The organism is Nitratireductor kimnyeongensis (assembly GCF_019891395.1).
Classification (GTDB): Bacteria; Pseudomonadota; Alphaproteobacteria; order Rhizobiales; family Rhizobiaceae; genus Nitratireductor; species Nitratireductor kimnyeongensis.
Map to the genome: position 1 here is coordinate 786,434 of NZ_CP078143.1, position 12,447 is coordinate 798,880.

10 protein-coding genes are annotated in these 12,447 nt (G+C 58.6%); 2 read left to right on the top strand and 8 right to left on the bottom strand.

What is annotated here, in order from left to right:
• From KW403_RS03735 to KW403_RS03770, 8 genes are all read right to left on the bottom strand, one after another.
• A complete protein-coding gene (locus KW403_RS03735; RefSeq protein WP_223021414.1) occupies nt 1-696 on the bottom strand; it encodes a TRAP transporter small permease in 696 nt (231 codons plus the stop codon).
• A 103-nt stretch (nt 697-799) separates the two neighbouring features.
• Complete coding sequence (locus KW403_RS03740; protein ID WP_223021415.1) at nt 800-1,795, bottom strand: DctP family TRAP transporter solute-binding subunit; 996 nt, start codon at nt 1,793-1,795, stop codon at nt 800-802.
• 190 nt (nt 1,796-1,985) lie between these two features.
• A complete protein-coding gene (locus KW403_RS03745; protein WP_223021416.1) occupies nt 1,986-3,239 on the bottom strand; it encodes a phenylacetate--CoA ligase family protein in 1,254 nt (417 codons plus the stop codon).
• Between the two features lie 145 nt (nt 3,240-3,384).
• Nucleotides 3,385-3,768, bottom strand: a complete 384-nt coding sequence (locus tag KW403_RS03750) for an Omp10 family outer membrane lipoprotein (protein WP_223021417.1) — start codon at nt 3,766-3,768, stop codon at nt 3,385-3,387.
• Nucleotides 3,769-3,910: 142 nt separating this feature from the next.
• Nucleotides 3,911-5,356: a homospermidine synthase gene (locus KW403_RS03755; RefSeq protein ID WP_223021418.1), complete on the bottom strand. Its 1,446-nt coding sequence runs from the start codon at nt 5,354-5,356 to the stop codon at nt 3,911-3,913.
• Between the two features lie 94 nt (nt 5,357-5,450).
• A complete protein-coding gene (locus tag KW403_RS03760) occupies nt 5,451-5,735 on the bottom strand; it encodes a YciI family protein (RefSeq protein ID WP_223021419.1) in 285 nt (94 codons plus the stop codon).
• Complete coding sequence (locus KW403_RS03765; protein WP_223021420.1) at nt 5,735-6,880, bottom strand: aminodeoxychorismate synthase component I; 1,146 nt, start codon at nt 6,878-6,880, stop codon at nt 5,735-5,737. The genes KW403_RS03760 and KW403_RS03765 overlap by 1 nt, the downstream gene beginning before the upstream one ends.
• A gap of 19 nt (nt 6,881-6,899) precedes the next feature.
• Complete coding sequence (locus KW403_RS03770; RefSeq protein ID WP_223021421.1) at nt 6,900-8,759, bottom strand: M3 family oligoendopeptidase; 1,860 nt, start codon at nt 8,757-8,759, stop codon at nt 6,900-6,902.
• A 157-nt stretch (nt 8,760-8,916) separates the two neighbouring features.
• Between KW403_RS03770 and KW403_RS03775 the strand changes: the two genes are divergently transcribed.
• Together KW403_RS03775 and mepK are read left to right on the top strand one after the other, a co-directional pair.
• Complete coding sequence (locus tag KW403_RS03775; protein ID WP_223021422.1) at nt 8,917-10,422, top strand: sigma-54-dependent transcriptional regulator; 1,506 nt, start codon at nt 8,917-8,919, stop codon at nt 10,420-10,422.
• A 280-nt stretch (nt 10,423-10,702) separates the two neighbouring features.
• The gene (mepK, locus tag KW403_RS03780; RefSeq protein WP_223022434.1) at nt 10,703-12,415 is read left to right on the top strand and encodes a peptidoglycan L,D-endopeptidase MepK; all 1,713 of its coding nucleotides are present in this window, start codon (nt 10,703-10,705) and stop codon (nt 12,413-12,415) included.
• Nucleotides 12,416-12,447 lie beyond the last annotated feature (32 nt).

Sequence of the window (12,447 nt, forward strand, 5' to 3'; positions counted from 1 at the left end):
CTACTCCTTCAAGGCATCTTTATTTTCAGCGACGAGATCTTCCGCCTCGTGGCCGGCAATGATCAGATCGCGCTCCCCTCTGGCGACACCCACAACACCCTCAAGCGCACGAAATGCAAGCAGAGCAAGACCAACAGGAAGCATGAGATAGGCCACCCAGCGCTGCACTCGATCCTGTAACCCGAACGCCTCCTGCATCCAGAGTGGATAGCGAAGATCATCGAGCCCGGTCCCCCGATCGAACATGAAAGTCCAGTAGCCGATGGCACCGGTCTGGCGCCAGTTGGTCGACACATCGGCGCCTACCAGCGTCAACCAACCGGCATAGAGAAGAATGAAAGCGTAGAGGAAAACACAGACCGCCCCGAAAATCGCAACAGCCTTGAAAAGCCTGGAAGGAAGCAATCGAATGAAGGCATCAACCCCCAGATGAATGCCGTTCTTCACGCCATAGCTCATGCCGAAAAGGATCATCCACGCAAACAGGATGCGCGTGAACTCCAGCGCACCGCCCCAACCGCTGTTGAAACCGTATCTGGCAATGACCTGGGTGAAGGAGACAAACGTGATCGCTGCCAAAAGTATGGCAAGCACGTTTTCTTCAAATCGCGCGACCGCATTGGGAAATCGCCGTTCCAGGAAAAACAAGACGGCGACGATTGCGACAAGCCCGAGCGCCGGCCATAACAGAACCATGATTTCACTCCCGGGAGCTACCTGTCACAAGACCGCCCGCACACGGCGGACGGCCCTGCATGATGCGACGAGGGGAACGCCGCGTCGGGAAAGACCGAAAACCTCAGGAGCCGCTGGCGGCAGCTGAATCGATCAATTCCTTGCCGATATCACCTTCGAATTTCGCCCAGACAGGCTTCATGGTTTCGACCCATGCCGCGCGCTGCTCAGGGCTCAGTTCACGGATCGTACCATTGGCATCCAGGATGTTCTGGCGGCAGGTTGCTTCCTGATCGGCAACATTGGCGTTGGCTGTCTCCGTCACTTCCTGGACTATGGTGACGAACTGGTCGCGCACAGCGGGATCAAGACTCTCCAGCCACTCCGTCGACGTCACGAGGAGATAGGCAAGAAGCTGATGATTGGTCTCCGTGATGCCATCCTGCACTTCGAAGAATTTCTGCGTGTAGATGTTGCACCAGCTGTTTTCCTGGCCATCCACGACACCTGTCTGAAGCGCGCCATAAACTTCCTTGAACGCAAGTTTCTGTGCCGAAGCACCCATGGCCTCGATCATGGCGACAGCCACGTCGGAGGTCTGAACGCGGAACTTGAGTCCCGCCGCATCCTGCGGCTCCAGAAGCGGCTTGCCGGCAGAAAACTGCTTGAGACCAGAAGACCAGAAACCAAGGCCCGTATAGCCTTCGTCTTCCATCACGGTCAGGAGGCCTTGTCCGTCATCTGACGTGGTGAATTTGTTCACCGCGTCAAGTGTTGGAAACAGGAATGGAAGATCGAACAGGCGATATTTGAGGGTGTAGGCCTCAAACTTCGCAAGCGACGGAGCAGCCAGCTGAACATCGCCCAGAAGCAGCGCCTCCATCACTTTGTCGTCGTCATAAAGTGTCGAATTCGGAAACACCTCCATACAGGCGGTTCCGTTCATTTCCTCGTTCACCCGGTTTGCCAGAAGCGTCGCCGCATCCCCTTTGGGATGACCCTTTTCGGCAACGACGTGGCTGAATTTGATAACCATTTCGCCATCGTCGCACTGGGCTTGAGCCTGCCCTGCAAACATGGTCAGGGAAAGCGCCGAGACGGCACCGATCAGAAGTCGCATGAGGTTTCCTCCACTCCGCGGTCCACAGAATGCTGCGGCCGAAAAATCGCGGTCTGTCACCGCCTGTTTCTTTTCTGGCAAGGCATGGGCGATCCTCCGCACCCACGCGCCATTGCAAATGTATCCTGTGATACAGGCAGAGTGAAATCAAGCGAGACGGGAACTCCCGCCCCCTTTTCTCCCTTATGCTTTAGTCTGAGTATTCCCGTTCATCGGCAATCACCTTGCCATCGCGCGGCAGGCTACCGGGCTCCACAAGCACCACGCCTCCACCGATCTTGGTAACATCGCGCAGCGTCGTTTTGATGGCCTCAGTATCGGGCACGGCGTCGGCAAGTATTTCCACATTCAAGGTCATGGCATCGCTCGCGCCTACCCGTGTGACAACGAGCCGGGCCCGCTCGATCTCAGCATGCCTTCGGGTAATTTCGGCTATCTGTTTGGGATCGACAAACATCCCCTTGATCTTCGTGCGTTGGTCGGCGCGCCCCATCCAGCCTTTGATCCGCACATTGGTACGTCCGCACGGACTGGTTCCCGGTAGAAAGGCAGAAAGGTCGCCGGTGCCAAGCCGAACCAGCGGATAGGATGGATTGAGCGAGGTCACTACCACCTCGCCCACCTCGCCTTCCGGCACCGGATCATCCGTCCCAGGACGAACGATCTCCACGATCAGGTTTTCGTTCACCACCATGCCTGGCAGCGGTAGCCCGTCAGCCCCGGAGGTCTCAAAGGCGATCACGCCGAATTCCGCCGTCGCATAGCACTGCAGTATATGGATTCCCCGCGCTCGATACGCTTCGCGCATGGCAGGAAACAGTGCTCCCCCGGACACCAGACCGGTCCGGAACGAGGATAGATCCCTACCATCCCGATCTGCGCGATCAAGCATGATCTGCAGAAAATCCGGTGTCCCGGCATAGACATCCGGCCGAAAGGCCTCGGCCGCCTCCACCTGCATGTCGGTGTTCCCGGTGCCGGCCGGAAAAACACTGCACCCCAGCGCTCGGGCGCCCGTGTCGAGCACGAAACCGCCCGGTGTCATATGATAGGCGAATGCATTGTGAACGCGCGCCCCCGGCCGCACGCCGGCGGCGAAAAAGGCACGCGCGGCCTGCCAGGGATCGGCCCCCGCGCCTTGAATTTCCCAGATCGGGCCCGGGGACATGAAAACCCGCGCGCCCTCCAGCGCGTCGGGATCGACAAAACCGCCGAACGGCGGAGACGCCCTTTGAAGGTCCAGAAGTTCCGCTTTGCGCAGGACCGGCAGGCGCGCAAGGGCTGCGCGATCCACGATGCCGGAGAGATCATGCCCTGAAAGCCAGTTCGCAAGCCCATCTGCCCTGGCCACGGCACCGCTCAGAAAATCCGGCAATCTTGAAAACAGATCACGTTCACGCTCGGCTGGATCACGAATTTCCAGCGCGTCGAAATGCGGGGACATGGCTCCTCCCGAAGGGTTTTGAGCATGTTATCGCAACAATGCCCCCCTGCGGGCAAGACCGACCAAGGTCATGCAGCGCACCCGGTCAAAAACCAAGCAAAGAAGACAAGCCGCATTCTGCGGCCTGCCCTCCTCGTATTCTCAATCAGGAAACGCCCGAAGCGCGGTTCAGGACGAAATTCGTACCGTTTGCCAGGGTACAATTCATCCTATCGCTCGATGCCAGAAGGCACGTCGCTGAGGTCTGCCGCTGGCTCTTCAACGAATAGAAGGAAAGATCGATGGTCTGCGCGCCACGATGCGAGTAAGACCCTTCCGTCAAGACCTCGCCGGTCTCCACGGCCCGGGAGCTGAAGCGGCCGCCCTGAAGGGTCGACATGGCCACACCATCCGTGCCCATCCACTGCCCTTCAACACCGGTCTGGCGCGCGGCGCGCTGCCCGCCGCCGTCTGGCATACCCGTCTGGCAACCGGCCAGCGCAAGTGCTGAAACGACCGTGGCAAGCGTCAGAATATTGCTTGTCTTCATGATTCTGGCCTCCTGTCGCGCTGCTGGAATACAGCCGGCAGCGCCCGCCTTGAATTGGGCCCAGCCCCTTTCAGAGCCCGGCAATACCCAATCCAATTGCCCGATTTTGTCATCAATGCAAGCACAGCACACACTTCATCGATCAACGCACGAGAATGTTGCGGAACTGCCACGGATCGGATTCGTCGATATCCTCGGGGAAAAGGCCGGGTCTGCCCTCAAGCGGGGTCCAGTCGGTATAATAGCCCTTCACGGGTCCCAGATACGGCAATTGCACCTCAAGACAGCGGCGATAATCCACTTCGTCCGCCTCAACGATACCCGCTTCAGGGTTTTCCAATGCCCATACCATGCCCGCGAGCACCGCGGATGTCACCTGCAGTCCGGTCGCATTCTGATAAGGCGCGAGTTTGCGTGCCTCTTCGAGCGAAAGCTGTGATCCGAACCAGTAGGCATTCTTCTTGTGGCCATAGAGCAGGACGCCGAGCTCATCGATGCCATCAACCAGCTCGGTTTCATCAAGCACATGCTGCTCCGGCTGCGCCTTCCCTTCGGCACCGAACATCTCGTGCAGGGAAAGGACCGCATCATTGCAGGGGTGATAAGCGTAGTGGCAGGTCGGCCGATAGACGACTTTGCCCTTCTTGTCGCGAACGGTGTAGAAGTCGGCGATCGAGATCGACTCGTTGTGGGTGACGAGAAATCCGTATTGCGGACCCGGTGTCGGACACCAGCTGCGCACCCGCGTATTGGCGCCCGGCTGCTCAAGAAAGATTGCAGCCTTGTTGCCTCTTTTCTGCTTGCGCGCGTTCTTCGGTTTCCATTTTTCATGCGTGCCCCAACCCAGTTCCGCCGGCTGCAAGCCTTCCGCAATGAAGCCCTCGACCGACCAGGTGTTCCAGAAAACGTTCATGGGCTTGGGTTTTTTGGTGCGTTGCGTGTCGCGTTCGGCGATGTGTATGCCCTTCACACCGCAGGTCTTCATCAATTTCGCCCAGCCTTCACGGTCATCCACGCCAGGCTCCGCGAACTCGAGCCCGAGATCGACAGCAAGATTCACCAGAGCCTGTTTGACAAACCACGAAACCATGCCCGGATTCGCACCGCAGGTGGAAACGGCAGTGGTGCCACCGGGGTTTTTCGCTTTTTCGCTGCGGACTGTCTCGCGCAAGGCATAATTGGTGCGCGAGGCATTGTCGGCGTTGCCATCGAAATAGAAACCGAGCCATGGCTCCACCACCGTGTCAACATAGAGCACGCCAAGCTTGCGGCACAGCTTCATCAGATCAAGTGAAGACGTGTCCACAGAGAGGTTCACGCAAAAACCCTGCCCTTCACCTTCGGTCAGCAGCGGCTTGAGCAGTTCCTTGTAGTTATCCTTCGTGACATGTGCCTGCACGAAACGGATGCCGCGCTCATCCAGAAGCTTGCGATCCGCGTCGTTCGGGTCCACCACGACCATGCGCGACTTGTTGAACTCGAAATGGCGCTCGATCAACGGCAGCGTACCGCGCCCGATAGAGCCAAAGCCGATCATGACGACCGGGCCGGTGATTTCTCCATGGACGGGCCATTTCCTGTCAGCCATTGCGCGCCTCTCCTAAACAATACGATTGAGCTTCCAAAACACAGAAGCGTGTCACAATAAAGCGCAAATGCTGATCCGGTGCGTCCAAGCTTCGCTAATCCTGAAGCGCATCAAGGCCTTCGACAGCGCGTGAAATGGCGCATTCGATGATCTCTGCATCTGCCACGCCATTCACCACAAACGGGTCCTGGGCGACACAGGCTTCAATGCCCTCGCGCACGCCGCGCGCCAGGATAATGCCGCCGGTTCTCGGCACCTTGCGTCCCGAAGCAATGAATGTCCCACTTGCATAATGTTTCTCGAGCCAGGCCAGATGCCCTTCCATATGCGCCTCCACCTGCTCCACCGGCACAACGTAGCGCAACGATATGATAAACATCACCTCTCCCCTTTTCCGGTTGTTGCGAAGCGCGCTTTGAGCATCGCTTCTTCATATTCTCCTTCGGCAGTGGAATCGAACACGACCCCACCGCCCACATTGTAGATGGCCTCCCCACCGACAAAGAGCGAAACCGTGCGGATCGCCACGTTGAAACGCATGGTGCCGTCGGGTGCGGCCCAGCCGATCGCCCCGCAATAGGCCTCGCGTGGCGCTGCTTCCAACCCGTGAAGAATCTCCATGGCGCGGATTTTCGGCGCCCCTGTAATCGAACCGCAGGGAAAGAGCGCAGCGAAAATGTCACGAAAATCGACATCCGGCCGTAGCTTCGCGCGGACGCGGCTGACCATCTGATGAACGGTGGGATAGCTTTCCACCCGAAAGAGCTCGGGAACCTCCAGGGTTCCTACCTCGCTGATGCGGGAGATATCGTTGCGCAGGAGATCGACAATCATCCGATTCTCCGCCTGGTTTTTCGGATCGTTGCGCAAGAAATGTTTTTGCGCCGCATCTTCCTTTGGCGTCGCCCCTCGTGGCGCCGTCCCTTTCATGGGCAAGGTCTCGATCCAGCCATCCCGCGAAACCTGAAAGAACAATTCAGGCGAACGGGAAATGATCACCGGCCAGCCAAGCTCTACCAGCGCCCCGTATCGCACCGGCTGGCGTGCACCGAGCGCATCGAAGAGCCCGGCAGGCTTCCCAATCCAGCGCGCCTTGATGGGAAAGGTCAGGTTCGCCTGATAGCAGTCACCCGCCCGCAAATGCGCGTGTAGGCGTTCAAAACGGCTCCTGTAATCCGTACTGCTCCAGCTCGGCCTGACGTCGGAAAGCGCGCCATCTCCCACGACCGGCACGCCAATCGGCCGATCCTCGGGCGGATCGAAAACGCCAAAGCATAGAAGCGGCCCACGCCGCCCTTCTGGCAGGAGTGGTCTCAATTTCGGCTCCAGCAGGTATCCGGCCTCATAGGCCATGTATCCTGCCAGCCAGAAGCCCTCTCGCCGGGCCAACTCAGCCCGTTCGAGCATGATGTCGAATGTCTCGGCATCCAATGCGGATAGAACAGCGCGAGGCCGGGAGAAATACATCTCCCGGCCAGCCGCGTCATCGCGAATGAGGACCCGCCCCCGATTTTGTCCGGGCATTGTGTCTGAGAAACCTGCCCTAACCGTCGAGCGATTCAAGCTCGTCGATGAGACCCTCGATCACCGACAACCCCTTGCTCCAAAAATCAGGATCACTGGCATCAAGCCCGAAAGGTTTCAGAAGCTCGGAATGGTGTTCCGTACCGCCCGCTTGGAGCATGGCGAAATATTTGTCCTGAAACCCTTCCGGAGCCTGTTGATAGACCGCAAAGAGTGAATTCACCAGGCAATCGCCGAAGGCATAGGCATAGACGTAGAAGGGCGAATGGATGAAGTGGGGAATGTAGGTCCAGAACGTCTCATACCCCTCCCGCAGCTTGACGGATGGTCCGAGGCACTCTTTCTGGACATCGAGCCACAATTCACCGATCTGGTCAGAGGTCAGTTCCCCGTCACTACGGCGCTTTGCATGGACCTTTCGCTCAAACTCGTAGAAAGCGATTTGGCGGACAACCGTGTTCAGCATGTCCTCCACCTTCTGCGCCAGCATCGCCTTGCGCTCTCGCTTCTGGGTCGTCCGGTCGAGCAGGGAGCGGAAAGTCAGCATTTCGCCAAACACCGACGCCGTCTCGGCCAGTGTCAGGGGCGTTGGCGCCATCAAGGCCCCCTGCTTGCCAGCCAGCACCTGATGGATGCCGTGCCCCATCTCGTGAGCAAGCGTCATGACATCGCGCGGCTTGCCGAGGTAGTTGAGCAGCAGATATGGGTGGGCAGAAGGAACCGTGGGATGAGCAAAAGCGCCCGGTGACTTGCCCGGACGCACAGGCGCATCGATCCAGTTGCGATCGAAAAACCGGCTTGCAATCTCAGCCATGCGCGGATCGAAAGCCTGATAGGCATCAAGCACCGTTTTCCTGGCCTCGTCCCATCCGATCACTGCCTGCGGCGTCTCCGGCAAGGGGGCATTGCGATCCCAATGGCTCAAAACATCCATTCCAAGCCATTTGGCTTTCAGGGCGTAGTAGCGATGCGAAAGCTTCGGATAGGCGTTTCGGACCGCTTCGGCCAACGCATCCACCACCGGTCGCTCGACCCGGTTCGCCAGATGGCGTGAATCAGCGATGTCCTCAAACCCACGCCACCGGTCGGATATTTCCTTGTCTTTGGCCAGGGTGTTGGTGATCAGCGTAAACGTGCGCAAATTCCTGGAAAACGTGTCAGCCAAAGCCTCGGCGGCGCTACGGCGTGTCTCACCATTCGCGTCCTGCAACAGGTTGAGCGTCTGCTCCAGCGCCAGCTCGTCCCCGTCCACGGTGAACCGAAGACTGGTCATGGTCTCATCGAACAGCCGGTTCCAGGCCCCTCGGCCGGTTACCGACTTTTCGTGAAAGAGTTGTTCGACCCTGTCTTCCAGCTCATAGGGCTTGTCACGACGAATATCGAGCACCCAGGGCCTGTAGCGCGCAAGCCTGGCATCCGCTTCCAGCGCCGCGTCGATCACGGCATCGTCGATCTTGTTTAGCTCCAGCGTAAAGAAAATGAGATGCGCGCTCGCATCGGTCAGCTTCTCCTGCACATCTCCATATAGCTTTGCACGTTTGGGATCGGAAGTGTCGCCGGCATAGAGAAGTCCGGCATAGGAAACGATGCGGCCCATCAATTCTTCAATGGTTTCATAAGCTTCGACGGCTTCGCCGAGCCTGCCTTCATTTCCTCTCGCGGCCTCATCTGCAAGCTTGCCTTTCCATGCGGTCTCGAAACCGGCAGCTTCCGCTGCAGCGCGATCAAGGTCGCGCTTCAATTCGGGCGACTCGATCGCGGGATAAAGGTCAGCCAGATTCCACTCGGGCAAATTGCCGAGTTCAGAAACTGCGTTTTCAGCCGCTAGCGCCGCATCCGTTGCCGCAGGACGTGAAGCCCTGTCAGTGTTGTTGGCCATGTAATCCTCGTTGAGCCGAAATCGCTGTCCGTCCGCGGTGCCGAAAGGTTTCGTTCACCGGGATTCTTGAGCCCTTGTTTAGAAGCCTATGCCATTTTGATAAAGCCCGCGCCGAAAAACTGCGTGCGATATCGTAACGCCATTGCATAATTGCGACATGTCCGAAGCCGTTCTCATAGTGGATGATGACCCAGTTCAGCGGCGCCTTCTTCAGGCGGCGGTCGAAAAATTGGGGCATACGCCGCTCTTCGCAGAAAACGGTCAAGAAGCATTGGACGTGCTGGAACGGGCGGAAAAGCCACCGTCCACGATCGTGCTTGACCTGATGATGCCGCAGATGAGCGGGCTTGAGATGCTTGACCGTCTTCGGGGGGATGGAACCGAAATCCCGGTTATCGTGCAGACAGCTCGCGGCAGCATCGACACGGCCGTCGAAGCCATGCGCGCCGGAGCCTTCGATTTCATTGTAAAGCCCGTAGCACCTGCTCGGCTCGGTGCAGCCATAAGCAATGCCCTCAAAGTCAGCGCTATGGAAACCCGCCAACGCCAGGGCAAAAGCGCGGCGGAGGCGTCATCACTCAACCAATTGATCACCAACAGCCCATCCATGGCGCGAGTCATCTCACTGGGCCAGAAGGCAGCCGCCAGCGACATTCCCATTCTTATTGAAGGCGAATCCGGCGTTGGCAAGGAAATCCTCGCCCGTGCAATTCAGAGCGAAAGCCGGCGTCGGCGAAAGCCCTTCGTCACCGTCAATTGCGGGGCGATTCCCGACACGCTGGTGGAGAGCATACTCTTCGGCCATGAAAAAGGAGCTTTCACGGGGGCCACGGAAAAGCGAGAGGGCAAATTCACCGAGGCCGACACGGGAACGCTTTTCCTGGACGAGATCGGTGACCTCCCACTCGACGTACAGGTAAAGCTCCTGCGGGCTGTGCAGCAGGGTGAGGTGGACACGGTCGGCGGGCGCGGCACGCGGAAAGTGGACATTCGCCTGATCTCGGCTACCAATCAGAACCTGATCGAGCGCGTCAAGGAGGGACGGTTTCGCGAGGACCTCTTCTATCGCCTCAATGTCTTTCCGATCATGGTGCCCCCGCTGCGCGACAGAAAGGATGACATCCCCCTCCTGGTGCAAACCTTCATCGCCCGCTTCGGCAACAATGCACCACGCCGCGTCACCGGGATTTCACGAAGAGCCCTTGAACTGCTTGATCGTTACGATTGGCCTGGCAACATTCGGCAGTTGGAGAATGCGGTGTTTCGGGCGGTGGTGCTGTGCGAAACCGGCGTCCTTGATGTTACGGACTTTCCGCAGATCTTTGCCCAGGTCGAAGGACTTGATCCCTACGAATTTCTCAACAGTGGCAGTGAAGACAAGAACCGCGCGGGCGCCGCAGAGCCGGCGACGGAAGACGGTTTGAAACAGACGCCCTCTATTGCCCGGGATTTGCCGGGACAAATTACTATCGTGGACGAAAACGACAATCTGCGTCCATTGGAGGAAATCGAAGGCGAGATTATTCGATTTGCTCTTGAACACTACAGCGGTCAGATGAGCGAGATCGCCCGTCGGTTAGGAATCGGGCGTTCGACCGTGTACCGGAAGCTCAAAGACATGGGCATCGATCCGACCGATCGCACGCGTGCGAAAGACGATTGAGGCTTCAAAGCCACAGTCCAGAGCTTAACACCTTGTTTACCCTGCAACGGCTTGTCTCATTTTGCCACGATATCGCCATCCTCTTCACGCATTCCTTCTTTAATAAGATCGAATTAACCATTAAACAGAATAATCGGAAGGTGGGAACCACACAGTCCGAGCCTTGGGCTCGGGGGACAAACACCAGCCTGTAAGGCCACGGATCTTGAAACAAAACGACGTTCACGTTCTTGGGTGGCGTTTGCCTGCGCTCATACGCGTGAGGCTTCTCGCCGGTTTGATGCTAGCAGTTGGCGCGCTTGTCGCAGCAGCGCCCGCCGCCCACGCTGAAACACGCACTCTGAAGCTCTATTTCATCCACACGAAAGAGCGAGCGGAGATCACCTACAAGAAGAACGGCCGCTATATTCAGAGCGGCCTGAAGCAGGTGAATCGCTTCCTGCGCGATTGGCGCCAGAACGAACCCACCAATATGGATCCGCAGGTCCTCGACCTGTTGTGGGAAGTGTATCGCGCCGCCGGCGCGCGCGATTACATCCACGTCGTCTCGGCCTATCGTTCGCCCAAAACGAATGCCATGCTGCGTAGCCGTTCCAGCGGCGTCGCCAAGAAGAGCCAGCACATGCTCGGCAAGGCGATTGATTTTTACATTCCAGGCGTAAAGCTTTCCAATCTGCGGAATGCCGCCCTCAAATTCCAAGCCGGCGGTGTTGGATATTATCCGCGTTCAGGATCTCCTTTCATTCACATCGATGTCGGTGGTGTACGCCATTGGCCCCGCATGAGCCGCAAACAGCTTCTGGCCGTCTTCCCGGATGGAAAGACCATGCACGTTCCTACCGACGGCAAACCCCTGCCCGGATACAAGCAGGCACTCGCTGCCTATGAATCGCGAAAGCGCAACGGAAGCTCGATCCAGGTCGCGCGCGACAGTGGCGGCGGAAATGGCCGCGGTCTCTTGGCAGCACTCTTTGGTGGCGGCGCCGACGAGGAAGAGGATACCGCCGAGACCACAACGGTCGTTGCACGGCAGCAGCCTGCCGCCCGCCAGCCTGAGGCACCTGCCGCAGCTCCTGCACCACAACCCGAGCCCGAATCGGAGACCCCGAGCACGATTTTGGCCGCCCTTCCGCAACGCAGCCTACCGACGCCAAGGGCTGCCCCGCGGCCGGATGTTGCTGTCGGCCAGCCGCTACCCTTTGAAGTCAAGCCGGCGGAGGAAACTCCTGTCATTGAGGAGGCAACGCCGCAAAACGCAGGAACCGCGGTGCTGGTCGCCGCCAACATACCGATCCCGACACGTCGTCCGGAATATGTGCCGGATGCAGCCACGCAGGAAGCGCTTGTCCAAATGGCATCGGCACAGACTGATGCTCCGGACGCTATTGCGGGCGTTTTGGCCCAAGACACGGAAACCGAGCAACCGATCACTACAGCTGCCTATCTCCCGATGCCTTCCGAACGTCCCGAGCGCGCAACATCCGACGAGTTCACGCTCGCCGCACTTCCCGAACCGCGTCCACAGGCTGAAGCGGAACCCGTGAAGAGCGATTTCGCTCTTGCAGGCGACGCGGAAATGGAAACATCAGCCAGCGCTTCTTCCCTCCAGGAAGAACTCGGCCAGCCCGTTTCCGCCTCCCCCCGCAAAGCGCTTCTCGCACGAGCGGAACAACTCCCCCAGAGCCGCCAGGAGAGCCGGGCGCGCAGCACACGTAAATCGGCGAAACCGGGCCCGAGCGATGTGGCCAGAGGCGCCCAGCCCGTGGTCGTCGCCACCTTGGGCGAGGCACCGACCCGCGCGCTTAGCCAGAATTCGATGCTGACAGAAGCCACTCCCCCAGCCCACCCGCCGGCATTCGACAGCGAGTTCGTCCGTTCGCCCGAAACCGTCTACACGACTGGTTTTCAGCAAGACATTACCGTGGCGGATGCCACGCGCTTTTCCGGCAAGGCCGTCAACTTCATCTCGATGGCCCGTTTCCGTACCAACTGAGAGACGACAAGCATAAAAAATGTGGGGCCTCA

What these genes read in the sequence shown, in the direction of transcription:
- KW403_RS03735 (WP_223021414.1), bottom strand. Translation starts at nt 696, where the DNA reads ATGGTTCTGTTATGGCCGGCGCTCGGGCTTGTCGCAATCGTCGCCGTC.
- KW403_RS03740 (WP_223021415.1), bottom strand. Translation starts at nt 1,795, where the DNA reads ATGCGACTTCTGATCGGTGCCGTCTCGGCGCTTTCCCTGACCATGTTT.
- KW403_RS03745 (WP_223021416.1), bottom strand. Translation starts at nt 3,239, where the DNA reads ATGTCCCCGCATTTCGACGCGCTGGAAATTCGTGATCCAGCCGAGCGT.
- KW403_RS03750 (WP_223021417.1), bottom strand. Translation starts at nt 3,768, where the DNA reads ATGAAGACAAGCAATATTCTGACGCTTGCCACGGTCGTTTCAGCACTT.
- KW403_RS03755 (WP_223021418.1), bottom strand. Translation starts at nt 5,356, where the DNA reads ATGGCTGACAGGAAATGGCCCGTCCATGGAGAAATCACCGGCCCGGTC.
- KW403_RS03760 (WP_223021419.1), bottom strand. Translation starts at nt 5,735, where the DNA reads ATGTTTATCATATCGTTGCGCTACGTTGTGCCGGTGGAGCAGGTGGAG.
- KW403_RS03765 (WP_223021420.1), bottom strand. Translation starts at nt 6,880, where the DNA reads ATGCCCGGACAAAATCGGGGGCGGGTCCTCATTCGCGATGACGCGGCT.
- KW403_RS03770 (WP_223021421.1), bottom strand. Translation starts at nt 8,759, where the DNA reads ATGGCCAACAACACTGACAGGGCTTCACGTCCTGCGGCAACGGATGCG.
- KW403_RS03775 (WP_223021422.1), top strand. Translation starts at nt 8,917, where the DNA reads ATGTCCGAAGCCGTTCTCATAGTGGATGATGACCCAGTTCAGCGGCGC.
- mepK (WP_223022434.1), top strand. Translation starts at nt 10,703, where the DNA reads ATGCTAGCAGTTGGCGCGCTTGTCGCAGCAGCGCCCGCCGCCCACGCT.